A 25,518-nucleotide genomic window follows, 5' to 3' on the forward strand; every position below is an offset into this window, starting at 1 on the left:
ACCCACTTGCTGGCGACATGGCGCGCCGCGCCAAGCCAGTGGGAGACGGACGATGACAAGAGGGTGTCGATGGAAGCGCTAGTGCTTGCCGCCTTGGCGGCGCTGGCCGCTCTGGCGTGGCTGGTGCCGCGCTGGCGGCTGCGGCGCGCGCTGGCGCAGCCGTTCGCGCCACAGTGGCTGGCGATCATCGAGCGCAACGTCGGCCAGTACCACGGCATGGGCCAGGAGCAGCGCGGCGAACTGGTGCGGCTGGTCCAGCAATTTTTGCTGCAGAAAAAGTTCGTCGGTTGCGCCGGGCTCGAGGTCACGGATGAGATGCGCGTGACGATCGCGGCGCAGGCCTGCCTGCTGCTGATGGGCCGCCCGACCAAGGTGTTCCGCGCGCTGCACACGATCCTGGTCTATCCCGGCGCCTTCCTGGTGCCGCGCCGCCAGGTGGATGCGGCCGGCGTCGTGCACGAGGAGCGCCAGGACCTGCTGGGCGAGTCGTGGGGCGATGGCCGCGTGATCCTGTCGTGGGACCACGTGCGGCGCTGGGACAACGAGGTGCCGCACGGGCAGAACGTGGTGCTGCACGAGTTCGCCCACCAGCTCGACAGCGAGTCGGGCAGCAACAACGGCGCACCGTGGCTGGGCGCGCGCGAACGCTACCGGCGCTGGTCCGAAGTGCTGGGCCGCAACTTCGAGAGTCTGCGCGCCGACGCCTGGTACGGCCAGCACAGCGTGCTCGACCACTACGGCGCGAACAGCCCGGCCGAATTCTTCGCGGTCGCCACCGAAAGCTTTTTCGAGCAGCCGTACCGGCTCGCCGCGCGCCATCCCGACCTGTTTGACGAGTTTGTCGCCTATTTCCGCGTGGACCCGCGCGCCTGGTTTCCCAGCCCGCTGGCCGAGGAACCGCACGCGCCCGGCGTGGTCTATGGACAGTGGCACTAGGCTGCGTGCGCAGTCGTACAGACAGCGGGCGCGGCTATCGCGCATGCTTGCGGCCAACCGTTCAACGCAGGAGGAAACGCATGTCCACCATCATCGCAGGGCACTTCCAGCTTCAGGACGAGGTCGAGCAGGCGCGCCAGGCGCTGATTGAGGCCGGTTTCGACGCCGACCGCGTCAGCGGCTTTTACATCAACCAGCCCGGCCAGCACGACATGACCTCGATCGGCGGCGACCACATGGTCTCGCCCGGCGCCAGGGAAACGCCGGAGGGCCTGGCCGAGGGCGCGGGCGTGGGTGCCGCGGTCGGCGTCGCGGCCGGCGCCGTCACCGCCCCGGTCACCGGTCCGCTCGGCCCGGTGGTCGGCGGCCTGCTGGGCGCGCATGTCGGTTCGCTGTTCAGTTTCTCGCGCATGAAGGAACGCGGCGAAAGCGAGCGCGGCACGGGCCCGGTGCCCGACGTGCGCCCGGCCGGCATGTGCGTGGCGGTCGCGTTTGACGACCCGGCGCTGGAGGCGCGCGCGGTGGACCTGCTGCGTCGCCTGGGCGCGCACCACATCGAGCGCGCGAGCGGCAACATTGTGGGCGGCGACTGGGCCGATTTCGACCCGGCCAGCGTTCCCCAGGTCATCGCCTGACGGTCCCGGCGCGGCCGTGCGCCCGGCCTTTGACTTTCCTCATCTTTCCAAAAATTCGTGCTCCTAGACTTGGTGGTTCACGCCGCGCAGGGCGCGCGGCGGACATCAACTGGATGGGGACGTCATGAATAACAAAGTAGCGTTGGTGACTGGCGGGATGGGGGGACTGGGGACGGCGCTGTGCCGGCGCCTGCATGCGGAAGGGTTCCAGGTGGCGGCGACCTATTCGCCCAGCAACCAAACGCCGGAAGCCTGGCTGGCGGCGCAGCGTGACGAGGGCTTCCGCTTCAATGCCTACAAGGTCGACGTGACCGACTTTGCCGAGTGCGAATGGATGATGCAAAAGCTGCTGGCCGAAATGGGCCGGCTCGACGTGCTGGTCAACAATGCCGGCATCACGCGCGACCGCAGCCTGCGCAAGATGACGCACGAGGACTGGCAGGCCGTGCTGCGCGCCGACCTGGACAGCGTGTTCAACGTCACCCGCCAGGCCATCGAGCCGATGATGGCGCAGCGCGCCGGGCGCATCATCAACATCTCGTCGGTCAACGGCCAGGCGGGCGCGTTCGGGCAGGCCAACTATGCCGCCGCCAAGGCCGGCATGCACGGGTTTACCAAGGCGCTGGCGCTGGAAATGGCGCGCCACGGCATCACGGTCAATACCGTGTCGCCGGGCTACCTGCGCACCAAAATGACCGAGGCGGTGCCGCCCGAGATCATGCAGCAGAAAATCCTGCCGCAAATTCCGATCGGCCGGCTGGGCGAACCGGACGAGGTGGCGGCACTGGTCGCTTACCTGGCCTCGGACGCGGCCGCGTTCGTCACCGGGGCCAACATCGCGATCAACGGCGGGCAACACATGGGCTAGCGCTTTTCGGCGCGGGTCTGGCAGGTGATGCACAGGCGCGCTTCCGGGCGCGCCTGCAGGCGCGAGAACCCGATGTCGTTGCCGCATTCCTCGCACAGGCCATAGGTCTGGTCATCGAATTTTTCCAGCGTGCGGCGCAGCACCTGCATCAGGGCCGCGTTGTGACCGGCCGCGCCCAAGGCCAGGTCGTTGAGCAGGCGTACCGTCGCCTTGTCGGCCGGCGAGGTTTCCACCTCGGAGACCGGCAGGTCGTGCTCGCCCGCGGCCTGCGGCTGCACGGCCCCGGTCAGCGCATCGAGGCGCTGCTGCAAAATCGATTTCAGGAGCGCAAGCTGCCCCTGGTCCAGACCGTTCATGGCTGGCCTCGTCAACGCAAGATGGGATCTGGGCAAAGGCGCGCGGCGCGCCGCATCCCGGCCGCGGCCCGCGCGCCGGGCTGCCGGTGCTCGATGGTCATCGCTGGACTCCCCGTTTCTGCCTGTTTTGATGGTGCTGGTGTTCGGGTCCAGTGTAGCGCGTTGGTGGGGCGAAGCATACTGGCGCACGACTCGTGCCGGGCCAGTGCGCGCCGGCCATGACGGCCGTGGCCGCGGCTCAGGGTTTGGCCGGTGCTGGCGGGGCGCTGGGTGCGGGCGTGGCGGCCGCTGGGTTGTGCAGCGCAAGCAGGTCGAGCATGTGGTGCATGTCCTCGAACGAACGCATGATGAGCACCGGGTTGCCGGTCAGGGCGGCGCCGGAAATTTCCAGCAGCCGGCCCACGACGCCCATCGTGTCGCTGATCTTGACCAGGGTCTTGATCCTGGCGGTGGCGTCAGCCGCCAGCGCCATCAGGTGCGCCTGCGGCTTGCCCAGCGCGCGCACGATCAGGGTGGTGGCGTCGGCATACAGGCTGTTGGCGCGCTGGCGCAACTCCTGCTCGTCGTCGATCAGCTTGCGCGCCGCTTCCTGCGCCTGCAGCGGCACCGGGCCGCCGTGATAGGCCTGCAGGTCCTTCATGATGCGCTCGTGCAGCGCGTTGGCGGCCGCGGTCAGCTGGTCGGCCAGCTGTTCGATCTCGGCCGGGGTGGACAGGCCGCCCGGCGCTGCCGGCGTAGCGGCCTGCGGGTTGGGGTTTTCCGGTTTCATGCGAAGGACTCCTCGGGCGTCAGCCGCTGATCAGGTTGTCGCGTATCATGCGCAGGTCGCGGCCGTAGTTCGCGATCATGGCGCGCACTTCCTCGCGCTGCAGGTTGTGCAGGTTCTCGCGCATTTTCTGGTGCCCGAGCGCGACCTTGGTCAGGCCCTGCAAGGCCAGGTCGTAGCGCCGGTCCACCAGTTTGTACTCGGCCGCCTTGCTGATGTAATGCACCTTGGCCAGCGTCACCAGCATGCGGTCGGTGTTACGGTTGGACATTGGCAACTCGACGTCGAAAATGCCGAGCACGGTTTTCTTTTCATTTTCGTTGGTCTTGTAGTACAGCCGCGTGAGCGAGATCATCGCCTCGAGCAGGGTCTGCACGTCGGCGTCGCCGTCGCGCACCATCGTCTCCACGCTGCGGTTCTGGTAGCCGGACGCGATCACCCGCGTGAGCAGGCGCGTCAGGCCCGTGTAGGCGGCGATGTGGCGGCGCTCCAGGCCCGATTCGGCATTGGCCTTCAGGCCGTTGCCCAGGTCGTCGAGATTGCCCGACAGGTCAAAGCGCCCGTCGCCGGCCAGCACGCTCAGGGTCTGCATGTACAGTACCACCGCCTTCTGGATGCTGACGAAGTCGTCGTACACGGCCTGGCGCTTGGCGTCGTTGTCGCGCGCGAGGCGGTCGGCGGCCGGGGACAGGTAGGGCTGCTCGCGCTCGTAGGTGTCGCGGAAGCGCCGCGACAGTTCGGCGTAGCCGCCCAGCTTGGCCGAGGCGTCCGCGAACTCGCGCACTTCCGCCAAACTGACGCTGCCGGTGCTGGCGCAGCCTCCGAGCAGCAGGCTGGCGCAGAGCAGGACAAGGCTGGCGAAACGGAAGGGTTTCATGGGTCCTTTCTGGCCGCGCAAAAGGGCGGACCGGAAAGCCCCATTCTTGCAAACTATCCTTGCGGCATCTTGCAGTAAGTCAAGATCAGCCGACCTTGTTGCGATCGAAATGCGGGTTTTCGATGATGCCGAACAGGTTGCCGTAGGGATCGCGCACAGTCGCGACCTTGATGCCTTCGCCGACGTCGGTCACGTCGGACTCGACGGTGGCACCCAGCGCGACCAGGCGCGCGACCTCGGCCTTGGCATCGGCCGTGCCCCAGTAGGCGGTGGCGCCGGCGCTGCCCGGGTCGCCGTCCGGGACCAGCCCCAGCTCGAAGCCGCCGACCTCGAAGCCGACGTAGAACGGCTGGTCGAAATAGGGCGCCTTGCCGAGCACCTGCGCATACCATGCCGCGCCGTCCGCCAGTGCCGTCACCGGGTAGATCACCGTGCGCAATCCCTGGATCATCGCCTTCTCCTTGTTGTGATGGACGGCCAGTGTGCGCCGGCCGCCCGCGCTTGTCTAGCTGGCGGGTTGGACCGGCGGGGCGACGCCCAGTTCGCTGCGCCAGCCCAGGCCTTCGACCGTGCCGGCGCGCGGCGCGTATTCGCAGCCGATCCAGCCGTCGTAACCCAGTTCGTCGAGCAGGCGGAACAGGAAGGCGTAGTTGATCTCGCCCGTGCCGGGCTCGTGGCGGCCGGGCACGTCGGCCAGCTGGAAGTGGCGGATCAGCGGCAGGTACTTGCGGATGGTGTCGGCCAGCTCGCCCTCCATGCGCTGCATGTGGTAGATGTCGTACTGCATGAACACGTTCGGCATGTCCACTTCCGCGATGATGCCGGCGGCCTGGGCACTGCCCGTGAGGAAATAGCCCGGCATGTCGCGGTCGTTGATCGGCTCGATCAGCAGGGACAGGCCGTGTTCGCCCAGCGCCCTGGCCGCAAAGCGCAGGTTATTTACATAGGTGGTGCGGGCGCGCTTGCGCGGCACTCGGGGCGGGACCTTGCCCGCCATGCAGTGCAACTGCTTTACGCCCAGCTCCAGCGCATACTCGATGGCCAGCGCGACACTGTCCTGGAACTCGCCGATGCGGCGCGGGTCGCAGGCCATGCCGCGGTCGCCCTCGGCCCAGTTACCCGGCGGCAGGTTGTGCAGCACCAGCTGCAGCTGGTGGCGTTCGAGCCGGCGAGCGATCTGCTCCGGCTCGAAGGCATAGGGGAACAGGAATTCGACAGCATCGAAACCGGCCACGCGGGCCGCACCAAAGCGGTCCAGGAAGCTGAGCTCGTTGAACAGGGTGCTCAGGTTGGCGGCAAGCTTGGGCATACGGACAGTCGGTGATGGGGAACCCGTTATCGTAAACCATCCGGCCCTGCGCCGCTCCGAAAGCGCCGGGCGATCAGGCCTGGCGCGCGGCGGCGTCGGCCATTGTGCGCATCGGCGTGAAGGCGTAGGCCAGCGCCGCGGCGGCGGCCAGCAGCAGGCCCGAGCCGGTGAACACGCCGGCCAGGCCCACGTACTGCATCACCCAGCCGGTGGCGGCCGAGGCCAGCGGCGCCAGGCCCATGACGACGAACATGAACATGCTCATGGTGCGCCCGATCATCATCGGCGGCACGCGGCGCTGGATCCAGGTGATCATCGCGACCTGCATGAAGCCCGCCAGCAGCCCGACCGCGATGTTGATGAGCGCGATCTGCCAGGTCGCCGCCAGCTGGGCCAAGGGCAGCACCAGCGCCGCAACCACCGCGTCCACCAGCAGCAGGGTGGTGCCCAGGTTGCGCACCCGCAGGTCGCCCTTGATCCCGGTGAGCACCATGCCCGCCAGCGTGCCGGCCCCATGGGCGCCCAGCAGCACGCCGAGCGAGGCTGCGCCGTGCAGGCGGGTGTTGGCCAGCACCGGCAGCGCCACCTGCATCAGCCCCGTCACCACGCACGAGCACAGCGCCCAGTAGGCAAAGCAGGCGCGCAGGGTGGTGTCGTTCCAGACCATCGCCAGGCCCTCCTTGACGGCCCGCAGGATCGGTTGCGGCGCGGCGGCCACGCCCGGGCGCAGCACGACCTTGCCCAGTGTCCAGGTGGAGACGGCAAAGCTGAAGCAGTCGAACGCGAACGCATACCCCAGGCCCCTGGCGTCGTGCGTGCCGCCGCTGCCGTCGCCGGCCAGCAGGAACAGCAGCGCGGCCAGCAGGGGACCGGCCAGCAGCGATACCTGGCGCATTCCCATCATCATGCTGTTAGCGCGCTGCAGGTCTTGCGGCGCGACGATGCGCGGCAGGATCGAGGTGCTGGCCGGAATGCTGAAAGCCGAGGCAACCCCGATCGACAGCGCGATCGGCGCCACCAGCGCCAGCGTGGCCTGGCCCGACAGCACCAGCGCCGCCAGCAGGCCGAGCAGCACGGTGTTGGCGTACTTGGTCAGCATCAGCACCTGCTTGGGCGAGTAGCGGTCCACGACTGCGCCGCCGAACAGGATCAGCACTGCGCGCGGCACGGCCATCAGGGCCACGATCACGCCCAGCATGAGGGCGTCGCCGGTCATCTGCAGCACCAGCCAGGGCAGGGCGATCATCGTGAACTGGTCGCCCAGGATCGAGATCGCGCCGCCGCCCAGCATCCAGCGGAAGCTGGGGTCGTTCAGCAAATCGTTTTTGTTGTTCATTTGAGACAGTCCATTCAATGGATGCCGGCGATCTGCCCGAGCAGCAACGCCATCGCATCGAGGTGGGCGAACGGCGGGTCGCCGACCAGTTCGTTGGCAATGGTCTCGACCAGCGAGTCGGCATTGCCGACCAGTTCGGCGCCAGCCGGGGTGATGATCGCGTAGCCGACGCGGGCGTCGCGCGGGTCGCTCTGGCGGCCCACGAGGCCGATTTTCTCCAGCGGCAGCAGCGAACGGGTCACGCCGGACGCGGTCAGGCCCAGGCGCTCGGCCAGGTCAACCCGGCGCAAGCGGCCCTCCGGCGCACGTGCCAGCTGGCGCAGCAGCTGGTAGTCGGCAAAGCTGATCCCGTGGTGGTTGCCCAGGCCAGAGTCGAAACGGCGCGTCATGGCCGTGGCGGCGCGCGCCAGGCGCAGGCAGAAATCGGTGGCGGTATCGGTCATGGCAAAACTCCTTGAGTGCTCGTTTACATATCCTTGAGTACTCAACTATATCTCAGGACTTCGCATTTTGCAAATCACGCCGAAAGTGTTGCGTTGGGACAACCACCGTTGTAAGGCCACCGTAATGCTTTGCAACCACAATGTGGAACGATCCAGAATAGTGCAGCCGGCCCGCCCTTGCGGGCCACACACACAGAGCTGCCGGCCGGAGGAGACCGAATTGAAAGAATTGCTGCATAACCAGCGGGCCTGGCTGTTGCCGGGTGCCGCCATCCTCGCCAGTACGTCACTTGCGTTTGTCATCGATGCCGGGCCGGCCTGGTCGGCGCTGCTTGGGGCGCTCGCCGCGGGCGCGGCGGTCTGGCTGTCCGTGCGGCCGCGCGGTGAGACCGACGAGGCCATCGGCCGCGTCGGCCATGCCATCGACGACATCATGATCGGCGCCGCCGAGACCTCCTACTTCGTGGAATCGGTACAAAAGAAGATCGAGGAAGACGTGAGCACCTCGGGCATCGTGCGCCAGCACGCCCAGGACAATGCCGAGACCACCTCGCGCATCGCCGCCGACGCCGAGCGTGCCGCCAAGGTGGCCACCCAGGTGCGTGCCGAAAGCGTGGCCGGGCGCAGCGAGATCGACGCCGGCCTGGAACGCATCCGTCACGCGCGCGAGCAGGCCGACCAGGCCGCGCGCGCGATGGCGCTGCTGCAGGAACATTCGCGCAGCATTGCCGGCTTTACCCATACCATCACCGAGATCTCGTTGCGCACCAACCTGCTGGCGCTGAACGCCGCGATCGAAGCGGCGCGCGCCGGCGAGCACGGGCGCGGCTTTGCGGTCGTGGCCGGCGAGGTCCGCCAGCTGGCCATGCGCACGCGCGAGGCGACCGGCCAGATCGGCGCGATGACCACCTCGATGATCGAACAGGCCGAGAGCGCGACACGCGGCATGGCGACCTTGACCACGGCGGTGAACCAGGCCAGCGGCAACGTCGATACCGTGCACCGGCTGCTGGGGGAGATCGAGCGTTCGGCCAGCGAGTCGGAGAAGGAAATCGGCCGCATCGCCCAGGCTGCGCGTGCCCAGGCCGCCACCACCGGCGCCATCCTGCAGTCGCTGATCGGTATCGAGGAGCACATGCTGGGCACCGACAAGGACCTGCCGCGGGTGGCCGCCAGCGCCATGTCGCTGGCCACCAAGGCCGAGACCATCGTCGAGGCCTTGTCGGAGGGCGGCGTCGCCACCGAGCACGACCACATCCGTGTCGCCGCGCAGGAGGCGGCAGAGAGTATCGGGCAGCTGTTCAGCAAGGCCGTGAAGACCGGCGCCATCGGCATCGACGACCTGTTCGACCGCCGCTACCAGCCGATCGCCGGCACCGACCCGCAGAAGTACCACACCCGGTTCGACCGCTTTACCGACAAGGTGCTGCCGCCGATCCAGGAAGGGCTGCTCGCCAGGCTGCCGGAAGTGAGTTATGCCGGCGCGGTGGACGACAAGGGCTACTTCCCGACGCACAACAAAAAGTTCAGCCAGCCGCTGACGGGCGACTACGACGTGGACATCGTCAACAATCGCACCAAGCGCATCTTCGACGACCGTACCGGCGCGCGTTGCGGCGCACACCAGAAGCCGTTCCTGCTGCAGACCTACAAGCGCGACACCGGCGAAGTCATGCACGACCTGTCGGTGCCGATCTACGTGGATGGCCGCCACTGGGGCGGCTTCAGGGTGGGATACCGCTCGCGTGCAAAACCCGAGGCGGCGGCGCAGCAGCAGGGCGGCAATCGCCCGGCCGTGCGCTCGCAGGTGGAACAGGGGCGCCGGACCGGGACCTGATCCGGCGCCTTGCGGTCAGCCCTCGCGGCCGCCGCGACGGGCCGCCGCCGGGCGCGGGCCGCGGTTGCCGTTGCCCGAGCGCTGGCCGTTGCCGCCGTTCGGGCGCTGGCCGTTGCCGGTGCGCTGGCCATTGCCGCCGCCAGCGGAACGCGCTTGCCCGCCGTTGCCGGCAGGGGCATGCGGCGCCGCAGCACGCGGCTGCTGCCCCGGCTGGCGCTGGCCGCCGCCGTTGCGAGCGCCACCCGGACGGCCGCCGCGGTTCTGGTGGCCGCGGTCGCCGCTGCGCAGCTGGATCGGCTGCGCCTTGGCGTTCGGGTCCGGCTCGAAGCCGGGGATGACGTCGCGCGGCAGCGTCTGCTTGATCAGCTTTTCGATGTCCTTGAGCATCTGATGCTCGTCCACGCACACCAGCGACACGGCCTGTCCGGTGGCGCCGGCGCGGCCGGTTCGGCCGATGCGGTGCACATAGTCTTCCGGCACGTTCGGCAGGTCGTAGTTGACCACATGCGGCAGCTGGTCGATGTCGATGCCGCGCGCGGCGATGTCGGTGGCCACCAGCACCTGCAGCGACCCGTCCTTGAACTCGGCCAGCGCCTTGGTGCGCGCCGACTGGCTCTTGTTGCCGTGGATCGCCATCGCGCCGATGCCGTCCTTGCCCAGTTGCTCGACCAGCTTATTGGCGCCGTGCTTGGTGCGGGTGAACACCAGCACCTGGTGCCAGTCGTGGGTCTTGATCAGGTGCGCCAGCATCGGGTGTTTCTTGTCGCGGTCCACCGGGTGGATCTTTTGCGAGATCACTTCCACGGTCGAGTTGCGGCGCGCGACCTCGATCATGGCCGGGTTGTTCAGCAGGCGGTCGGCCAGCGCCTTGATCTCGTCCGAGAAGGTGGCCGAGAACAGCAGGTTCTGGCGCTTGGGCGGCAGCGCCGCCAGCACCTTGCGGATGTCGTGGATGAAGCCCATGTCGAGCATGCGGTCCGCTTCGTCCAGGATCAGGATCTCGATCTTGGACACATCCACCGTGCCCTGGCCCATGTGGTCGAGCAGGCGGCCGGGTGTGGCCACCAGGATATCGACGCCATTGGCCAGCAGCTTGATCTGCGGGTTGATGCCCACGCCGCCAAAGATGACGGCCGAATTGAGGTTGGTGTACTTGCCGTACAGGCGCACACTTTCCTCGACCTGGGCCGCCAGCTCGCGCGTGGGGGTCAGCACCAGTGCGCGGATCGGGCGCTTCGAGGTCTTGTTGCGCAGCGCCGCGCCGGCCACGTCGGTGGACAGGCGTTGCAGCACGGGCAGGGTGAAGCCGGCGGTCTTGCCGGTGCCGGTCTGGGCGCCGGCCAGCAAATCGCCGCCGTTCAATACCGCAGGGATCGCCTGGGCCTGGATCGGGGTCGGCGTCGTGTAGCCTTGTTCGGCGACCGCGCGCAGGATAGCGTCGGACAAGCCGAGAGTAGAAAATGACATAGTGACTCGAAAGTTGAATCGGCCCGTCGCCGCAAGCGGCGCCAGTGCAGGCAAAGTCGGATTGTCAAAAGTGACCGGACGGCAGGTACTGGCTGCGCGCCGTCCGGCAGTGGCCGCACGGGCGGCCAGCGGGGATTATAATGTTAAAACGTTTCCTTGTGGCAATTTATGTTCCCACTCAGAAATCGTAACATCTGCGAACTGAGTATTTTACGCGAAAGGCGCCAACAGCGTGACCATCTGTGCGAAAACCTTCGGGCCGGCGGCGATGATGTCGCCTTTGTGCAGGTATTCCGATTCACCGTTGAACTCGCCCACGATGCCACCCGCCTCGGTGACGAGCAGGGCGCCGGCGGCGATGTCCCACACCTTCAGGCCCTTCTCGAAGTAACCGTCGCTGCGGCCGGCGGCCACGTTGGCCAGTTCCAGCGCGGCCGAACCGGAAGCGCGGACGCCGTGGCAGCGCGGGTGCACCGTTTCATACATGCGCAGGAACTCGGCCAGCGCGCGCGGCTCCGGGCCGTGGTTGGCGGCGATCAGCGCCTTGGCCAGGCGGTCCGGGTTGCGCACGCGGATGCGCTTGTCGTTCAGGTAGGCGCCGGCGCCCTTGGTGGCGGTGAACAGGTCGTTGCGCACCGGGTCGTAGATGACGGCCTGGGTGATCACGCCTTTCTGCTGCAGGGCGATCGAGATGCAGTAGTTGGGGTAGCCGTGGATGAAGTTGGTGGTGCCGTCGATCGGGTCGATGATCCAGGCGTATTCGCTCTCGTCGTTCAGGTTTTTCGACGGGCCGGACTCTTCGCCCAGGATGGCGTGGTCGGGGTAGGCCTTGAGCAGGGTCTCGACGATGGCCTGCTCGGCCGCCTGGTCGATGTCGGTGACGAAGTTGTTGTGTTCTTTTTCGCTGACCGTGATGCGATCGAGGTCGAAGGACGCGCGATTGATGACGGTGGCGGCGCGGCGTGCGGCCTTGATGGCCGTGTTGAGCATTGGATGCATGGGCTTTCCGTAGAAAATAACGCGAACGCCCACCGCGCCAATGGCGCCGCGAACGGTCAGCTTGAAGATCGAATTATAAAGAGCAAAGCGCCACAGGACTGGTTACAATCGCGCACTTGTGTACTCGCGCATGTCCTTTTCGCGACGCGAAAGGCGCTATTTTAAATGAACCAGCAAAAAACGGACACCTCCTTGTTCAACCGGCTGCGCTTCGTGCTGGTCGAGACCAGCCGCGCCGGCAACGTCGGCTCGGTGGCGCGCGCCATGAAAACGATGGGTTTTTCCGACCTGGTGCTGGTCACGCCGCGCTGCGCCGACCCCTTGCACGACCCCGAAGCGGTGGCCTTTGCCAGTGGCGCGCTCGACGTGCTGCAGGGCGCGCGCATCGTGGACAGCGTGGGCGCGGCGCTGGAGGGCTGCAATTTCGCCGCGGCCGTGTCGGCGCGCCTGCGCGAGTTTTCGCCGCCGGTGTGGACGCCGCGCGCATTCGCCGCTCACGTGGCCGCGCAAGCCGCGCTGGCGCCGGCGCTCATCCTCGGCAATGAGCGCTTCGGGCTGCCAAATCAAGTGGTCGAACAGTGCAATGTGCTGATCAACATTCCGGCCAATCCCGACTACTCGTCGCTGAACCTGTCTCAGGCGGCCCAGGTGCTGGCCTACGAGTGCCGCCAGGCCGCCTGCGGCGAGCCGGGCGCGCAGCTGCCGGTCGGCTTTCGCGGCGAGGCGGCCAGTGTCGCGCAGGTGGAGGGCATGTACGCGCACCTGGAGGAAGCGCTGGTGGCGATCGGCTTCCTTGACGCCGGCAATCCCAAGAAGCTGATGCCGCGCATCAAGCGCCTGTTTGCGCGCACCGGGCTGGAAACCGAAGAGGTCAATATCCTGCGTGGCATTGCGCGGCAAATCCTGAAGCAGCAAAAGTCTTAAGCGCTGGTTGCGGTGGCGCCGCCGCAGCGCCAGCGTTTGCACAAATGCCAGCTTTCCCGTATAACTCTTGCAAAATTGCCGCTTTCGGCGGTGAAAAACAGAGATCGGGGAGCCGACCATGGAGACACCACGCAGGACTTTCCTGAAAGCCGGCGCGCTGGGCGCGCTTGCCCTTGCGGCAGGCGGCGGCATCTATCGCGCCACGCATCCGTCCGCGCCGCAGCGTTTTGCGCTCGACGGCCAGGCGCGCGCCGCGCTGCATGCCATCATCCCGGCCATCCTGGACGGCGCCTTGCCGGGCGGCGCCGCGCGTGAAGCCGCGCTTGCCGCCACCACAGAGCGCGTGCACCAGGCCATCCTCGGCCTGCCGCTGGCCACCCAAAAGGAAGTGCAGGACCTGTTCGGCCTCTTGGCGCTGGCGCCCGCGCGGCGCCTGTTGACCGGCATTGCCGGCGGCTGGGAACAGGCAACCGTGCCGCAGGTGGCGGGCTTCCTGCAGGACTGGCGCTTGCATCGCCTCGGCCTGTTGCGCTCTGCCTACCAGGCGCTGCACGACCTGGTGCTGGGCGGCTGGTACGCCGACCCGTCGAGCTGGGCGGCGATCGGCTACCCGGGCCCGATCAAGGAACTTGCGTGAGGACGACATGACGATCAACAGCATTCCGGTAACGCCCACCAAAACCACCATCCCCGACCCGATCCAGGCCGGCATCGCGCGCGGCTGGAAAATCATCGACGGCGCTGCGCTGCTGGGCGACCAGGTCATCGACGCCGACGTGGTGGTGGTCGGCAGCGGCGCCGGCGGCGGCGTGACGGCCGAGATCCTGGCGCTGGCGGGCCTGAAAGTGGTGATCGTGGAGGAGGGCGCGCTCAAGTCGTCGCGAGACTTCAAGATGCGCGAGTCCGAGGCCTATCCCGCGCTGTACCAGGAATCGGCCGCGCGCAAGACCGCCGACAAGGCCATCAACATCCTGCAGGGACGTACGGTGGGCGGTTCGACCACGGTGAACTGGACCTCGAGCTTTCGCACGCCGCCCACCACGCTGGCGTACTGGCAGCGCCACTTTGGCCTGGCGGACTACAGTGTCGATGCGATGGCGCCGTGGTTCGAAATGATGGAAGCGCGCCTGAACGTGTCGGACTGGCAGGCCGCGCCCAACCAGAACAACGACGCGCTGCGCCGCGGCGCGGCAAAGCTGGGCATCCCCACTGGCCTGATCCGCCGCAACGTGCGCGGCTGCTGGAACCTGGGCTACTGCGGCATGGGCTGCCCCACCAACGCCAAGCAGTCGATGCTGGTGACGACCATTCCCTCGGCCCTGGACCATGGCGCCACGCTGGTCACGCGCGCCCGCGCCGAGCGGCTGGAGCTCAAGGGCGATCGTGCCGACGAGCTGCTGTGCGTGGCGCTCGATGCCAGCGGCCTGGCTCCCAACGGCCGGCTGCTGCGGCTGCGTGCAAAGCACTTCGTGGTCGCGGGCGGCGCCATCAACTCGCCGGCGCTGTTGATGCGCTCCAGCGCGCCCGACCCGCACGGCCTGCTCGGAAAGCGCACCTTCCTGCATCCCACGCTCATCTCCGCCGGCATGTTCGACGAGCGCGTGGATGGCTATGCCGGCGCGCCGCAAACCGTGTACTCCGACCACTTCCTGCATACGCAGGCCATCGACGGGCCGATCGGCTACAAGCTCGAGGTGCCGCCGATGCACCCGCTGCTGTTGGGGACGACGATGACCGGCTTTGGCCGCCAGCACGCGGCGATGATGCAGCAGTTCCCGCACATGCAGGGCATGCTGGCGCTGCTGCGCGACGGCTTTCACGATGCGTCGCGCGGGGGCGAGGTGGTGCTGCAGGGCGGCGCGCCGGTGCTGGATTACCCGATCAGCGACTTCCTGTGGGATGGCACGCGCCGCGCGCTGCTCACCATGGCCGAAATCCAGTTCGCGGCCGGGGCGGCGGTGGTGCAGCCGGCGCACGAAATGGCGCAGCCCTATCGCAGCTGGAGCGAGGCGAAGCTGGCGATCGCCAATCTGGCCTACCGCCCGCAAGTGGCCAAGGTGGCGTCGGCCCACGTGATGGGCGGCTGCGGCATGGCCGGGGACGACCGGCTGGGCGTGACCGCGCCCGACGGACGCTACCGCTACCTGGCCAACGTCTCGGTGCACGACGGCTCGCTGTTCCCGACCTCGATCGGGGCCAATCCGCAGCTGTCGATCTACGGCATCACCGCGCGCCTTGCAAGCGGCCTGGCGCGCTCGCTGACCGGCAAGCCGGCGCCGCGCGTCACCGCATGAGGCGATGAGCACGCGGGCCTTGCTGCAGCTGCTGCTGGTGGTGCAGGCGGCGGCCCTGATGGCGATCGCGTTCGCGCTGCATCGCTGGCTGGGGGCGGCGCCGTGGCTGGCGGCGCTGGCCGGCCTGGCCTGCGTGGTCGTGGTGCGGCTGGCGATCAGCGCCAACAACTTTGCGATGGCGGCGCGCTACGCCAGCCCGGCTCCCGCCTGCTTTGCGCTCGGGCCGCGCGCGCGGCTGCGCCTGTTCGCGGAGGAGTTTGGCGCCAGCATGCTGGCCTCGTCCTGGTTCATGGCGCGCGGCAGTGCCGCCACCCGCATTTATCCCGAATCGTGCAACGCCCCGGTGCTGCTGCTGCACGGCTATGTGGCCAACAGCGGCTACTGGGCCAGGCTCACGCCGCTGCTCGATGCCGCCCGCATCAGCCACGCGACGGTGGACCTGGAGCCGATGATCGGCGACATCGACGGCTACGTGCCGGCGGTCGAGAAAGCGGCGCAGGCGCTGCTGGCCGCGACCGGCAGCGACAAGCTGGTGGTGGTTGCGCACAGCATGGGCGGGCTGGTGGCCCGCGCCTGGCTGCGCCGCCATGGCACGGCCCGGGTCGCGCGTGTGATCACGCTGGGCACGCCGCACCACGGCACCAGCCTGGCGCGCTTCGGCCTGGGCGCGAATGCGGCGCAGATGCGGCGCACGGCCGACGCGGAGGCGCCCGAAAGCGCATGGCTGCGCGCGCTCGCGGCCAGCGAAAGCGCGGCCACGCGCGCGCTCATCACCTCGATCTACAGCTACCACGACAACATCGTCGCGCCACAAACCTCGAGCCGGCTGCCGGGCGCGCGCAACATCGAATTCGGCGGCATGGGCCACGTTGCGCTGGGTAGCAATGCGCGCGTGCTGGCCGAAGTGATGCGCGAGATCGGCGCCGTGCCCGCCCGGGCGTGACCGCGCCGCGCCCGCATGGTAAAGTGGACAAGTAACAGACACGCATCGCTCCTGGAGTTGTTTTGGCCGCACGCATTTTGATTATCGCCGCCGATCCCGGCACCGCTTCCGAGATCGCCGGCCTGCTTTCCGCGCATGGCCATGTTCCCCTTGTTCCCGGCAGCGCCGGACTGCTCGGGCAACCCGACCTGGCGCTGTGCCTGCTGCCGCAGGGCGCGGACCCGAGCCGCATGCTGGCGGGCCTGCGTTCCGGCGCGGCGCCGTACGGCGTGCCGGTGCTGGCCTTATGTTCGCTCGCGCAGGAAGGCGACAGCGAACGCCTGGTCGTCGCCGGCTTCGACGGCTACATCGGCTTGCCGATCGAGCCGGCCAGCCTCGTCGCCGAAGTCGAGGCCTTCCTGCCGCCGCAGTCGAGCGAGCCGCCCACGCTGCTGGTGGTGGACGACGACGTGTTCATGGTCGAGGTCCTGGCCGAGTTCCTGGGCCAGGACGGCTACCGGATCCTGACCGCGCACTCGGGCATGGACGCGCTGGCGCTGCTGGAGCGCGAAGCGGTGCACGTGATCGTGTGCGACCAGTGGATGCCGGGCATGAGCGGCACCGAGTTCCTGGCGCAGGCGCATGCGCGCTACCCGCACACGGTGCGCCTGATCCTGTCGGCCCAGCGCGAATCGGTGGACATCGGCCAGGCGGTGGGAGCCGGCATCGTGGATGCCTTCCACGCCAAGCCGTGGACCGGCGCGGCGCTGCGCGAAGGAATCCGTGAGGCGTTCCGGATGCAGCGCGCGCGCTGCGGGCGCCGGCGCCAGCTGCCGCCCGGCCCCTGAACAATGATATCCTTGGTGATGAACCGTCCAATCGCCCCGTCCATGCTACAGAAAGCCCCCCGCCGAACGCGCGAACGCATCCTCGAGCTGTCGCTGCGGCTGTTTAACGACTTTGGCGAACCGAACATCACCACCACCGTCATCGCGGAGGAGATGGGCATCTCGCCGGGCAACCTGTACTACCACTTCCGCAACAAGGACGACATCGTCAATTCGATCTTCGCCCAGTTCGAGGCCGAGATCGTGCGCCTGTTGTCGGTGCCGGCGGTGCGGCGCTCGAACCCGGAGGACGTGTGGGCCTACCTGCACCAGATGTTCGAGCTGATCTGGCGCTACCGCTTCTTCTACCGCGACCTGAACGACCTGTTGTCGCGCAACCGCACGCTCGAATTGCAGTTCAAGGCCATCCTCGACCACAAGCACAAGCTCGCGCGCCAGCTGTGCGAGGACCTGCGCAGCGACGGCTCGCTCGAGGCCACCGATGTCGAGATCGGCGCAATGGCGACCAACATGGTGGTGGTGGCGACCTACTGGCTGTCCTACGAATACGTGCGCAATCCGCGCAAATACGGCGAGCAGCAGTCGGTGGCCGATGCGCTCGCGCGTGGCTGCTACCAGGTCATCTCGATGGCCGGTCCCTACCTGCGCGGCGAGCGGCGCGAGCGCTTTCGCAAGATGTCCGACGAGCACCTGCGCAAACTGGCGCCGCAGGAGCCGCGCCCCCATCAACCCTGATGCAAGAACAAGCAATGAAATCGATCGCAGTCTATTGCGGCGCCTCGCTCGGCGCCAAGCCCGTGTATGCCGATGCCGCCCGCGAGTTGGCGCGCGCGCTGGTGGAGCACAACATCGGCCTGGTGTACGGCGGCGGCAAGGTCGGCCTGATGGGCGCGATCGCCGACGAAGTGCTGCGCCTGGGCGGCGAGGTCACCGGCGTGATCCCGCGCGCGCTGCTCGAACGCGAGGTCGGCCACACGGGCCTGACGCGCCAGTTCGTGGTCAAGGACATGCACGAGCGTAAAGCGATGATGTCCGAACTGGCGGACGGCTTCATCGCCATGCCGGGCGGGATGGGCACGCTGGAAGAGCTGTTCGAGATGGTGACCTGGTGGCAGCTGGGCATCCATTCCAAGCCGATCGGCCTGCTCAACACCGAAGGCTTCTGGGACGGGCTGGTGCAGTTCGTGCGCCACCAGCACGACGAAGGCTTCGTGCGCCAGCAGCATCTGGACGTGATGATGGTGGACGCCGATTCGCACAGCCTGGTCGGCCGGCTGCGCGCGGCGGCGGTGCCGTCCACGCCGCTGTTCAAGTCGCCGTAGGGCGGGCTCCCGCGCGCCGATACGCGCCGCGTGGGCATGAATGCCTACACAGCCATCACCCGGTTGCGGCCCTCGGCCTTGGCGCGATAAAGCGCCTTGTCGGCGCGGTTGATGGTGTCGGCAAACGGCTCGCCGCCGGCGCGCGCGGTGACGCCGGCCGAGAAGCTGAGCGCACCGTCCAGCTCCAGCCCCGGCACCTCGAGCGCCGCCACCTTTGCCGCGATGCGCGCCAGCACCTGCTGCGCTTCGGGCAGGTCGGCGTTGGGCAGCATCAGCAGGAACTCCTCGCCGCCCCAGCGCGCCAGCATGTCCGACCCGCGCAGCGCGCCCTGGGCTGCCTGCGCAAACGCGCGCAGCACCGCGTCGCCGTGCGCGTGCCCGAAGCGGTCGTTGATGGTCTTGAAGAAGTCGATGTCGAGCAACGCGATGCAGGCGGCGTGGCCGTGCGCCTGGCGCCGTTCCTCGGCCGCCAGCACCTCGTTCATGTGGCGCCGGTTCGCCAGCGAGGTCAGCTCGTCGATGGTGGCCAGGGTGCGGATGGTCGCCACCGCCGCCAGCAGGTCTTCCTTCTGGCGCTTCAGGCGCGCGCGCAGCTTGTTCATTTCGCCGGTCAGGAGCGTGATCGCGAACAGGCCCGCGCTGGCAAAGCCGAAGGTCAGGCCCTCGACCAGCGGCGGGTAATGCGCTGGATCGTGCGCGGCGTGCCACCACATGGTCGCGCCCATCGCGGCGATGCCGGCCGCCGACAGCAGCAAGGTCTGACGCGGACGCATGGCGAAGGTGCAGAACGCAACCACCACCAACAGCATGATGAGCGACGCTTCGCGCAGCGGGCCGGCAATGGTATAGACCCACATGTTGCAGCTGATCGCGAACAGCCCCTGCAGCACCGCCAGCGTGCGCGGCGCGATTCCCAGTACGGCGGAAAAACGCACCAGGGCCATGAACACCAGGACGCCGGTGAAGCTGTAGGTGGTGAGCGCCCAGGCGCCGGCGCGGTCGACCAGCCCAACATGGGTGGCGGCCAGGATCAGCGCGGTGCAGACCAGGTACAGCACGCCGGTGGCGGCCCAGTACGCGACCATGCGCCGCAGTTTCGGGTCCGGCCCCAGCAGCAGGGTGGCCAGTGCGGCCTTGCGCGTCATGCCGCCACCTCGGCTGGCACGAACTGCTGCGCCGTGGCCAGCAGTTCGGCGATGCGCGCCGGCGGCACCGGCCGGCTGAACAGGTAGCCCTGCATCTCGTCGCAGTCGTTCGCGCGCAGGAAGGCGCACTGTTCTTCGGTCTCGACGCCTTCGGCGATCACGCGCAGGTGCAGCTTGTGGCCGAGCGAGATGACTGCCATCGCGATCGCCTGGTCGTCCGGGTTGGCGGCCAGTTCGCTGACGAAGGACTTGTCGATCTTGAGCCGGCTGATCGGGAAGGACTTGAGCGCGGACAGGCTCGAATAGCCGGTGCCGAAGTCGTCGATCGACAGCGACACCCCCATCGCCTCCAGGTCGCGCATCTTGGCCACCGACTGCGCCAGGTCGCGCATGATCAGGCTTTCCGTGACCTCCAGCTCGAGCGCGTCGGGCGGCAGGCCGCTGTCGCGCAGCGCGGCGGCCACCCGCGCGACCAGCTTGCGTTCCTCGAACTGGCGCGGCGAGACGTTGACCGACACCGTGATCGGGGGCAGGCCGGCCGCGCGCCATGCCTGGTTCTGGCGGCACGCGGTGCGCAGCGCCCATTCGCCCAGCTCGACGATCATGCCGCTTTCCTCGGCCAGGCCGATGAAGCGCTGCGGCGAGACCGGCCCGTGTTCCGGGTGGTGCCAGCGCAGCAGCGCCTCGACCCCGAACACGCGGCCGGTCTTCAGGTCCACCTTGGGCTGGTAGCACAGGGACAGGCCGCCGCCCGGCGCGCCGGCCAGGGTCGCTTCGAGCGACTGGCGCAGGCCGTCCAGCAGGATCAGGTTTTCCTCGCCGCTGGCGTTCATCTCGCGGGCGTAGAACTGGTAGTTGTTGCGGCCACCGTCCTTGGCGCGGTACATGGCGGCGTCCGCGTTCATCAACAGGGTGTTGGCGTCCAGGCCGTCGCGCGGGTACATCACCACGCCCATGCTGCAGCTGACCTGCACCGACTGGCCGGCCACCTGTACCGGGGCGTGCACCGCCTGGCGCAGCTTTTCCAGCAGCGGCGCGAGCGACTGCGCTTTTGCGCCCACGCCGGGCAGCAGCAGCACGAATTCGTCGCCGCCGAAGCGCGCCAGCGTGTCGCCGCGGCGCAGGCAGGCGCGCATGCGCTTGCCCACCACCTTGAGCAGCTCATCGCCGGCGTTGTGGCCAAGGCCATCGTTGATCAGCTTGAAGCCGTCCAGGTCCACGAACACCAGCGCAAGCGACCAGCCCTTGTGCGCGGCCTGCGCGATGTTCTGTTCCAGCCGCAGGCGCAGCAGGGTGCGGTTGGGCAGGCCGGTCAGGTCGTCGTGGTGCGCCATGTGCACGATGCGTTCCTCGGCCTGCTTGCGCTCGGTGATGTCGCGCACGATCGCCACCACGCCGCCTTCCACCGGCACCACCTGTCGGTGCAGCCAGCGACCGCGCATCGGGTACGCCTGCGCGTGCCATTCGGCCTGGTCCACCCCGCCTTCGAGCGCGACCTTGGCGGCCGCGTCGAAGATGCCGTTGCGCCGGTAGGACGGCAGCATCTCGCACAGCAGCATGCCGCGCATCGCCTCCTTGGGTAGCCCGGCCATCTCTTCGGCGCGGCTGTTGGTGGCCTCGATCGCGAAATCGGCCACCGTGCCGTCCGCCGCCCACACGGTGCGCAGCACGAAGAACGCATCCACGCTCGCCTCCGAGGCGGCGGCGTAGGTCTCCTGGGCGCGCCGCTCGCGCCGGCGCGAGCGCGCGACCTGCCACGACCACGCGCTTACCAGGGTGACCACCAGGAGCAGCACGGCCGTGCCGATGCCGGCCCCGGCCAGCCAGGCGCTGCGCTGGCGCGCGAAGCCGGCCATCTGCTCGTCGGCGTCGAGCCCGACGATCGCGATCAGGCCGTAGCCGTGCAGGCGCCGCACGCCCAGAAAGCGCGTCAGCCCATCGGGAATGGTGGGGGCAAGGCTGACCTGGCCGTCGGGCAGGCGCGCCAGGTCGATCCGCTGGCCCCAGCTGGTCTGCTCGCCCACGCGCAGCGCGCGCACCACGCCGTCGGCGCCGACCAGGCCCAACAGGCCCCGCTCGCCTTCGCGCCCGTGCTCGTAGGCGCTGGTGAAGTAGCCCGGGTCCACTTCGACGATGGCTACGCCCGCAAAGCGGCCGCTGGCGTCGTTGATGCGGCGCGTGAAGTGAAGGTGCGGCTCGGCCTTGGTGCGGTCCGTGAGCGTCTGGCTCACGTACGGCACGCCGCCGTCGGCCGCGCGGTGCACCAGGAAGTAGGTCACGCGCGAGACGTCCAGCGGCCGGGCAGGGGGATTGCTGGCCACCACCAGCCCGTCGCGGTTCGCCACCGCCACGGTGAACAGCACCGACGGCGGCAGCAGGGACTGGCGGCGCAGCGTGGCCAGCGCGCCGCTGGCGCCGTCCTGTTCGACCGCGTATTTAAGCAGCTTGAGCGTCTGGTCGATGCCGGCCAGGCTGCGCGCCATCTGCGCCTCGTAGGTATCGACCAGTTCGCGCGTGTCGTCCCGCGCCGCCTGGCGCGCATCGCGCTGTTCCTTGTCTATGAAGTGAAATGCCGTGGTCCACAGCGCCGCCACCAGCACCAGCGCGAACAGCGGCAGTGCGACATAGGTCTCGAGCACCAGCGACAGCTTGCGCCCCAGGCGTGCGCGCGGCGGCGCGGCCGGCGGGCCGGACACGATCGCGCTTCTTCGCGGTGCGGGCAAGCGTGCGTTCATGCGTGCCCGTTCAGTGCAGCAGCAGCACCGGGCGCACGCTCGCATCGAGCGCGTCGCGGTCGATGTAGCCGATCAGCGCCGGATTGTCCGCCACCGCTTTGCGTACCGCGATGCTGTCGGGCGCGTCGCGCGGCGGCTGGCCGCGGCCGGTGAACACCATCTTGGACCAGTAGGCTTTGAGCATCGCCTCGGTCTTGCCGGACACGCGCTGGTAGAACTGTTCGCGCAGCGCCGATCCCACCGGCTGGTCGAGGGCGTGGGCCTCGGCGCCGTCGGGAAAGCGCGCCGACTGCCCGAGGAAGATCGCGGCCACCTGGTCCGGGCGCAATGCCGGGCTTGCGTTGTGTGCCGAGACCACGACCACGAGCTCGCCGGCGGCACTGGCGCCAGCGGCAAGCAAGAGGACAATCCCGGCAAACAGTCGGAGGTGCAGGCGCATGGCAGATCCTAGAACACGAAGTCGAGCGCCAGGCTCGCTACCTGCAACGGGCGCCCCGGGACGAAGCCGGGCTGGGTATTGATCAGCGTGCCGCGCGAGCCGTCGCGCGGGGTGACACGGTCCAGCTGCGCCTTGAGCGCGACGCCCCGGCACGCGTCCCAGCGCACGCCCAGCGATACGCTGGTTTGCGAAGGGATGGTCTGCAGCAGCGCGTTCAGGCCGACGTTCAGATTGACGGCGGTGGACAGGCGAGGCGCGGCCAGCCCGGCCACCGGCAGGCCAGGGTCCGACGTCGGGGTGTCGGCGCGCACCCGCGCAACGCTGGCATACGGGGTGAGGGCGCCGCGGCGCAGGCCGCCGGTGGCGTACATGCTGGTGGTCGTGCCGAGGAAGGACTCGGTGTGCGTGTGGCCGGCCTCGCCCATGATGAACCAGCGGCCCGGGTCCCAGGCCAGGCCCAGACTGGTGATGGTGGCGCGCTTGTGATCGACCTCGTAGCGTCCGGCCAGCGCGTCGCCGGCGATGCCGAAGGCGCCGAACGCGTCGAACAGGTCGCGCCCGATGTCCAGCGTCAGGTCGGCGGTGAGGGCGGACAGGCGCGCCGTCAGCGGCCCGCGCTCGGCAGTCTGCGAAAAGCCGGACAGGCGGCGCACCTTCACGTGGGTGGTGGGCGTCAGGCCCATGTCGGTGCGGCCGAAGAAGGCTTGCGTGGTGTTGCGGGTTTCGCCGAGCGGGTAGCGCCAGGTCAGGTCCACCCCGTCGCTGCTGGGCAGCGGCAGCGAGCCATAGACCTCGACCGGCGGGCGCACCCAGGTGTAGGCGTAGCCGACCTTGCGGTAGTCGGCGGCCAGGAACGCGGGCAGTGCGATGCGTCCGGCGCGCAGCGCCAGTTCCGGCGTCACCTGGAACTGGATATTGGCCCATTCGATGCGCGGCCGGTAGCGGCGGTCCAGCCGCTGCTCGCTCACCACCTGCACCACCCCTGACCAGCGCGGACCCAGCTGCACGTCGGCCTGTGCGCCCAGGCGGCTGTCCACTTCGGGGCTCCACGAGCGCGTGAAGCCGGCGCCGCTGGCCTTCATCGACGAGTTGGTGTAATCGGCCTCGCGCTCGGTCGAGTGCACAAAGCCCAGCGTGCCGAAACCGGACAGCGCCAGGCCGGGGGCGTCGGCATCCCCGGCCAGCGCGCCAGCGGACAGCGCCATGCCAAATGCAAATGCCGCGGCACGCATGCCGAGGCGCGAATCTGATTGGAGGAACATCGTCGTGTCGGGTTGGGCGCACCAGTATGCATACGTTGTTTTTGGTGCAAGACGCGAATGTATCGAAGCGTAACGTTCTTGTCGACAAATTTACGACAAATAATTACATTTCGATTAATTTCTGTTGCGAAATATTAACGCTGTGCAACCCATAGTGCCGGGCCGCCATGGTCGCGCAGGGTAAGGTACAGCCGCAGGTCGAATTCGAACTGGTGGTAGTGGGGCTCCATCGCGCAGCACAGCTGGTAGAACGCCTTGTTGTGCTGCTTTTCCTTCAGGTGCGCCAACTCGTGCACGGCGATCATGCGCAGGAACTCGGGCGGGCCTTCGCGAAACACGGTGGCGATGCGGATTTCGTGCTTGGCCTTGAGCTTGCTGCCCTGCACGCGCGAGATTGCGGTATGCAGGCCGAGCGCATGCCGGATCACCTGGATCTTGCTGTCGAACGCTACCTTGGACAGTGGTTCGGCGTTGCGCAGGTGCCGCTCCTTGAGCTCCTGCACGTACTGGTACAACGCCTTGTCGCTGCGCACCTCATGCGCCTGCGGATAGCGGCGCCGCAGCACGTCGGCCAGGCGGCCCTCGGCCAGCAGCTGCGCGGCCTGTGCGCGCAGCGTTTCCGGGTAGGCGGTGAGGTAGGGAAGGGAAGACATCGGGCGCGCACTGTAGCACACCCGGACAAAAAAGGGCCGCCGCCCGCTGGCGCGGCCCGTCGAAAATGCGGTTGCTAAGGGAATGAAAGAAATGGGTCTGGCGATTGGTGCACGTAAAAACGCGGCCTATTCTTTTTCGCCGCCCTGGCGCGACCCCTTGGCGGCGGCCGCCTGCGCGGCCCGGTGTGCCGATTGCCGGCTTTCGCCACCCTTGCGGCCGATATCGGCCATGTGGGCGCGGTTGCGGCTGACTGCCTCGCCGCCTTTTTGTCCCGCACGCCGCGCTTCTTCGGAATCGAATTCGTGCGCCGTGCCTTTTTGGTGGGCGGCCTGGCCGCCTTTGCTGGCGATTTCGCGCTGCTGTGCCTGATCCATCGCCGCGAAACCACGCTTGGCTGGCCCCTGGCTGCTGCCGGCCCCGCCTTTCTGCGCGCTGCCGCCCGAGCTGCCCGCGGCCTTGCCGCCTTCCTTACTTGTCGCCATGTCGATCTCCTTGATTGCCCATTCGGTGTCAGGTGAAAGCCGCGAGCGCGGCGTGACGCGCTCGTGGGTTTAGAGAGAGCGGTTTTTCAATAGTTCCACCTAGTCGGGCGGGCGCCGCGCGCGGCGCGCGCCCTCGTGCGGCTCCATCGCGTCGATCGTGCCGGCGGGCGAGGACAGGTCTTCTTCCAGCTCCGCGCGGCGCGCCGCGAGCTGCTCGCCAAGCCGCTCGAAGTCGATGCCGGCGCGGCGTGCGGCGTCGAACATCTCGCCTTCCTCCTTGTCCATGTGGTGCCCGACCTCTTCGCCCAGCACCGCCACCGTGGCGTCGAAATGGTCGTCGCCGGGGTACATCACCTCGAGCTGGCTGATCAGCTCGCGCGCGCCGGCGTGCTCGACGTCGGCCTCGTCCATCAGGTCGTCGTCGCCGATCGCCGAGCGCAGCACCGGGTAGAAGATTTCTTCCTCGATCATGGTGTGCAAGGTGAGCTCGTAGCAGATCTCGTCCACCAGTTCGGCCTTGCGTTCGTCCTCGTCGTCCAGCCCCTTGAGGCTGTCGAACTCGCCGAACAGGTTGCGCACGCGCTGGTGCTCGCCGCGCAGCAGGTCGAGTGCCAGCGTGCCGGCCGCCTTGTGTTTGCCGTGTGCGGTCATGGCAGGCCCCG

Annotated in this window: 27 protein-coding genes; 11 read left to right on the forward strand and 16 right to left on the reverse strand. The window is 68.3% G+C overall.

Annotated elements, in window-relative coordinates; genetic code table 11:
• Positions 1-69: 69 nt before the first annotated feature.
• The 3 genes from NX773_RS12155 (at position 70) to phbB (ending at position 2,439) form a co-directional block, all read left to right on the forward strand.
• On the forward strand, positions 70-936 hold the full coding sequence (locus NX773_RS12155) for a M90 family metallopeptidase (RefSeq protein WP_258856571.1): 867 nt from the start codon (positions 70-72) through the stop codon (positions 934-936).
• 80 nt (positions 937-1,016) lie between these two features.
• Positions 1,017-1,571, forward strand: a complete 555-nt coding sequence (locus tag NX773_RS12160) for a hypothetical protein (protein ID WP_258856572.1) — start codon at positions 1,017-1,019, stop codon at positions 1,569-1,571.
• 124 nt (positions 1,572-1,695) lie between these two features.
• Complete coding sequence (gene phbB, locus NX773_RS12165) at positions 1,696-2,439, forward strand: acetoacetyl-CoA reductase (RefSeq protein ID WP_258856573.1); 744 nt, start codon at positions 1,696-1,698, stop codon at positions 2,437-2,439.
• On the opposite strand, the gene NX773_RS12170 is transcribed toward phbB, so the two are convergent.
• From NX773_RS12170 to NX773_RS12200, 7 genes are all read right to left on the reverse strand, one after another.
• Positions 2,436-2,795, reverse strand: coding sequence for a TraR/DksA family transcriptional regulator (locus NX773_RS12170; RefSeq protein WP_258856574.1), 360 nt, complete (start codon positions 2,793-2,795; stop codon positions 2,436-2,438). The genes phbB and NX773_RS12170 overlap by 4 nt on opposite strands.
• Positions 2,796-3,033: 238 nt before the next feature.
• Positions 3,034-3,564: a hypothetical protein gene (locus NX773_RS12175; RefSeq protein ID WP_258856575.1), complete on the reverse strand. Its 531-nt coding sequence runs from the start codon at positions 3,562-3,564 to the stop codon at positions 3,034-3,036.
• Between the two features lie 19 nt (positions 3,565-3,583).
• Entirely contained in the window at positions 3,584-4,438 is an 855-nt protein-coding gene (locus tag NX773_RS12180; protein WP_258822038.1) for a hypothetical protein, read from the reverse strand.
• A gap of 85 nt (positions 4,439-4,523) precedes the next feature.
• Complete coding sequence (locus tag NX773_RS12185) at positions 4,524-4,889, reverse strand: VOC family protein (protein ID WP_258856576.1); 366 nt, start codon at positions 4,887-4,889, stop codon at positions 4,524-4,526.
• Between the two features lie 54 nt (positions 4,890-4,943).
• Positions 4,944-5,747 (reverse strand): 2-oxo-tetronate isomerase, encoded by an 804-nt coding sequence (gene otnI, locus NX773_RS12190; RefSeq protein WP_258856577.1) that lies wholly within the window; start codon positions 5,745-5,747, stop codon positions 4,944-4,946.
• Between the two features lie 73 nt (positions 5,748-5,820).
• Complete coding sequence (locus NX773_RS12195; protein WP_258856578.1) at positions 5,821-7,083, reverse strand: MFS transporter; 1,263 nt, start codon at positions 7,081-7,083, stop codon at positions 5,821-5,823.
• 14 nt (positions 7,084-7,097) lie between these two features.
• On the reverse strand, positions 7,098-7,526 hold the full coding sequence (locus NX773_RS12200) for a MarR family winged helix-turn-helix transcriptional regulator (protein ID WP_258856579.1): 429 nt from the start codon (positions 7,524-7,526) through the stop codon (positions 7,098-7,100).
• A gap of 220 nt (positions 7,527-7,746) precedes the next feature.
• Between NX773_RS12200 and NX773_RS12205 the strand changes: the two genes are divergently transcribed.
• A complete protein-coding gene (locus NX773_RS12205) occupies positions 7,747-9,363 on the forward strand; it encodes a methyl-accepting chemotaxis protein (RefSeq protein ID WP_258856580.1) in 1,617 nt (538 codons plus the stop codon).
• 15 nt (positions 9,364-9,378) lie between these two features.
• On the opposite strand, the gene NX773_RS12210 is transcribed toward NX773_RS12205, so the two are convergent.
• On the reverse strand, positions 9,379-10,830 hold the full coding sequence (locus tag NX773_RS12210) for a DEAD/DEAH box helicase (protein ID WP_258856581.1): 1,452 nt from the start codon (positions 10,828-10,830) through the stop codon (positions 9,379-9,381).
• 210 nt (positions 10,831-11,040) lie between these two features.
• A complete protein-coding gene (locus tag NX773_RS12215) occupies positions 11,041-11,820 on the reverse strand; it encodes an inositol monophosphatase family protein (protein WP_258856738.1) in 780 nt (259 codons plus the stop codon).
• Between the two features lie 174 nt (positions 11,821-11,994).
• Here NX773_RS12215 and NX773_RS12220 point away from each other — a divergent pair, with 174 nt between their 5' ends.
• From NX773_RS12220 to NX773_RS12250, 7 genes are all read left to right on the forward strand, one after another.
• The gene (locus NX773_RS12220; RefSeq protein WP_258856582.1) at positions 11,995-12,753 is read left to right on the forward strand and encodes an RNA methyltransferase; all 759 of its coding nucleotides are present in this window, start codon (positions 11,995-11,997) and stop codon (positions 12,751-12,753) included.
• 118 nt (positions 12,754-12,871) lie between these two features.
• Positions 12,872-13,390, forward strand: a complete 519-nt coding sequence (locus tag NX773_RS12225; protein WP_258856583.1) for a hypothetical protein — start codon at positions 12,872-12,874, stop codon at positions 13,388-13,390.
• Positions 13,391-13,397: 7 nt separating this feature from the next.
• Positions 13,398-15,047, forward strand: coding sequence for a GMC family oxidoreductase (locus NX773_RS12230; RefSeq protein WP_258856584.1), 1,650 nt, complete (start codon positions 13,398-13,400; stop codon positions 15,045-15,047).
• A 4-nt stretch (positions 15,048-15,051) separates the two neighbouring features.
• Positions 15,052-15,990, forward strand: coding sequence for an esterase/lipase family protein (locus NX773_RS12235; RefSeq protein WP_258856585.1), 939 nt, complete (start codon positions 15,052-15,054; stop codon positions 15,988-15,990).
• A gap of 62 nt (positions 15,991-16,052) precedes the next feature.
• Positions 16,053-16,817: a response regulator gene (locus NX773_RS12240; RefSeq protein ID WP_258856586.1), complete on the forward strand. Its 765-nt coding sequence runs from the start codon at positions 16,053-16,055 to the stop codon at positions 16,815-16,817.
• 42 nt (positions 16,818-16,859) lie between these two features.
• Complete coding sequence (locus NX773_RS12245; protein ID WP_258856587.1) at positions 16,860-17,552, forward strand: TetR/AcrR family transcriptional regulator; 693 nt, start codon at positions 16,860-16,862, stop codon at positions 17,550-17,552.
• Positions 17,553-17,566: 14 nt separating this feature from the next.
• Entirely contained in the window at positions 17,567-18,139 is a 573-nt protein-coding gene (locus NX773_RS12250; protein WP_258856588.1) for an LOG family protein, read from the forward strand.
• A gap of 44 nt (positions 18,140-18,183) precedes the next feature.
• Here the strand turns inward: NX773_RS12250 and NX773_RS12255 are convergent, their stop codons facing one another.
• The 7 genes from NX773_RS12255 to NX773_RS12285 form a co-directional block, all read right to left on the reverse strand.
• Positions 18,184-19,284, reverse strand: a complete 1,101-nt coding sequence (locus NX773_RS12255) for a diguanylate cyclase (protein ID WP_258856589.1) — start codon at positions 19,282-19,284, stop codon at positions 18,184-18,186.
• Positions 19,281-22,019: a bifunctional diguanylate cyclase/phosphodiesterase gene (locus NX773_RS12260; RefSeq protein WP_258856590.1), complete on the reverse strand. Its 2,739-nt coding sequence runs from the start codon at positions 22,017-22,019 to the stop codon at positions 19,281-19,283. Before NX773_RS12260 ends, NX773_RS12255 begins: the two co-directional genes overlap by 4 nt.
• Before the next feature lie 10 nt (positions 22,020-22,029).
• Positions 22,030-22,458, reverse strand: a complete 429-nt coding sequence (locus tag NX773_RS12265) for a type 2 periplasmic-binding domain-containing protein (RefSeq protein ID WP_258856591.1) — start codon at positions 22,456-22,458, stop codon at positions 22,030-22,032.
• Between the two features lie 8 nt (positions 22,459-22,466).
• Positions 22,467-23,720, reverse strand: coding sequence for a hypothetical protein (locus NX773_RS12270; RefSeq protein ID WP_258856592.1), 1,254 nt, complete (start codon positions 23,718-23,720; stop codon positions 22,467-22,469).
• A 134-nt stretch (positions 23,721-23,854) separates the two neighbouring features.
• Positions 23,855-24,373: a YgjP-like metallopeptidase domain-containing protein gene (locus NX773_RS12275; protein ID WP_258856593.1), complete on the reverse strand. Its 519-nt coding sequence runs from the start codon at positions 24,371-24,373 to the stop codon at positions 23,855-23,857.
• 126 nt (positions 24,374-24,499) lie between these two features.
• Positions 24,500-24,856 carry a KGG domain-containing protein gene (locus NX773_RS12280; RefSeq protein ID WP_258856594.1) on the reverse strand — a complete coding sequence of 119 codons (357 nt, stop codon included), beginning with the start codon at positions 24,854-24,856 and terminating at the stop codon, positions 24,500-24,502.
• A 99-nt stretch (positions 24,857-24,955) separates the two neighbouring features.
• A complete protein-coding gene (locus NX773_RS12285; RefSeq protein ID WP_258856595.1) occupies positions 24,956-25,507 on the reverse strand; it encodes a hemerythrin domain-containing protein in 552 nt (183 codons plus the stop codon).
• Positions 25,508-25,518: the final 11 nt, after the last annotated feature.

The sequence above is a fragment of the Massilia solisilvae genome (assembly GCF_024753215.1).
Taxonomy (GTDB): domain Bacteria; phylum Pseudomonadota; class Gammaproteobacteria; order Burkholderiales; family Burkholderiaceae_D; genus Telluria; species Telluria solisilvae.

Excerpts from the sequence above, each read along its gene's own strand:
- phbB (WP_258856573.1), top strand. The coding sequence starts at position 1,696 with ATGAATAACAAAGTAGCGTTGGTGACTGGCGGGATGGGGGGACTGGGG.
- NX773_RS12160 (WP_258856572.1), top strand. The coding sequence starts at position 1,017 with ATGTCCACCATCATCGCAGGGCACTTCCAGCTTCAGGACGAGGTCGAG.
- NX773_RS12225 (WP_258856583.1), top strand. The coding sequence starts at position 12,872 with ATGGAGACACCACGCAGGACTTTCCTGAAAGCCGGCGCGCTGGGCGCG.
- NX773_RS12270 (WP_258856592.1), bottom strand. The coding sequence starts at position 23,720 with ATGTTCCTCCAATCAGATTCGCGCCTCGGCATGCGTGCCGCGGCATTT.
- NX773_RS12185 (WP_258856576.1), bottom strand. The coding sequence starts at position 4,889 with ATGATCCAGGGATTGCGCACGGTGATCTACCCGGTGACGGCACTGGCG.
- NX773_RS12260 (WP_258856590.1), bottom strand. The coding sequence starts at position 22,019 with ATGAACGCACGCTTGCCCGCACCGCGAAGAAGCGCGATCGTGTCCGGC.
- NX773_RS12230 (WP_258856584.1), top strand. The coding sequence starts at position 13,398 with ATGACGATCAACAGCATTCCGGTAACGCCCACCAAAACCACCATCCCC.
- NX773_RS12250 (WP_258856588.1), top strand. The coding sequence starts at position 17,567 with ATGAAATCGATCGCAGTCTATTGCGGCGCCTCGCTCGGCGCCAAGCCC.
- NX773_RS12265 (WP_258856591.1), bottom strand. The coding sequence starts at position 22,458 with ATGCGCCTGCACCTCCGACTGTTTGCCGGGATTGTCCTCTTGCTTGCC.
- NX773_RS12175 (WP_258856575.1), bottom strand. The coding sequence starts at position 3,564 with ATGAAACCGGAAAACCCCAACCCGCAGGCCGCTACGCCGGCAGCGCCG.
- NX773_RS12215 (WP_258856738.1), bottom strand. The coding sequence starts at position 11,820 with ATGCTCAACACGGCCATCAAGGCCGCACGCCGCGCCGCCACCGTCATC.
- NX773_RS12200 (WP_258856579.1), bottom strand. The coding sequence starts at position 7,526 with ATGACCGATACCGCCACCGATTTCTGCCTGCGCCTGGCGCGCGCCGCC.
- NX773_RS12275 (WP_258856593.1), bottom strand. The coding sequence starts at position 24,373 with ATGTCTTCCCTTCCCTACCTCACCGCCTACCCGGAAACGCTGCGCGCA.
- NX773_RS12280 (WP_258856594.1), bottom strand. The coding sequence starts at position 24,856 with ATGGCGACAAGTAAGGAAGGCGGCAAGGCCGCGGGCAGCTCGGGCGGC.
- NX773_RS12195 (WP_258856578.1), bottom strand. The coding sequence starts at position 7,083 with ATGAACAACAAAAACGATTTGCTGAACGACCCCAGCTTCCGCTGGATG.
- NX773_RS12170 (WP_258856574.1), bottom strand. The coding sequence starts at position 2,795 with ATGAACGGTCTGGACCAGGGGCAGCTTGCGCTCCTGAAATCGATTTTG.
- NX773_RS12210 (WP_258856581.1), bottom strand. The coding sequence starts at position 10,830 with ATGTCATTTTCTACTCTCGGCTTGTCCGACGCTATCCTGCGCGCGGTC.
- NX773_RS12180 (WP_258822038.1), bottom strand. The coding sequence starts at position 4,438 with ATGAAACCCTTCCGTTTCGCCAGCCTTGTCCTGCTCTGCGCCAGCCTG.
- NX773_RS12255 (WP_258856589.1), bottom strand. The coding sequence starts at position 19,284 with ATGACGCGCAAGGCCGCACTGGCCACCCTGCTGCTGGGGCCGGACCCG.
- NX773_RS12245 (WP_258856587.1), top strand. The coding sequence starts at position 16,860 with ATGCTACAGAAAGCCCCCCGCCGAACGCGCGAACGCATCCTCGAGCTG.
- NX773_RS12220 (WP_258856582.1), top strand. The coding sequence starts at position 11,995 with ATGAACCAGCAAAAAACGGACACCTCCTTGTTCAACCGGCTGCGCTTC.
- NX773_RS12235 (WP_258856585.1), top strand. The coding sequence starts at position 15,052 with ATGAGCACGCGGGCCTTGCTGCAGCTGCTGCTGGTGGTGCAGGCGGCG.
- NX773_RS12285 (WP_258856595.1), bottom strand. The coding sequence starts at position 25,507 with ATGACCGCACACGGCAAACACAAGGCGGCCGGCACGCTGGCACTCGAC.
- otnI (WP_258856577.1), bottom strand. The coding sequence starts at position 5,747 with ATGCCCAAGCTTGCCGCCAACCTGAGCACCCTGTTCAACGAGCTCAGC.
- NX773_RS12155 (WP_258856571.1), top strand. The coding sequence starts at position 70 with ATGGAAGCGCTAGTGCTTGCCGCCTTGGCGGCGCTGGCCGCTCTGGCG.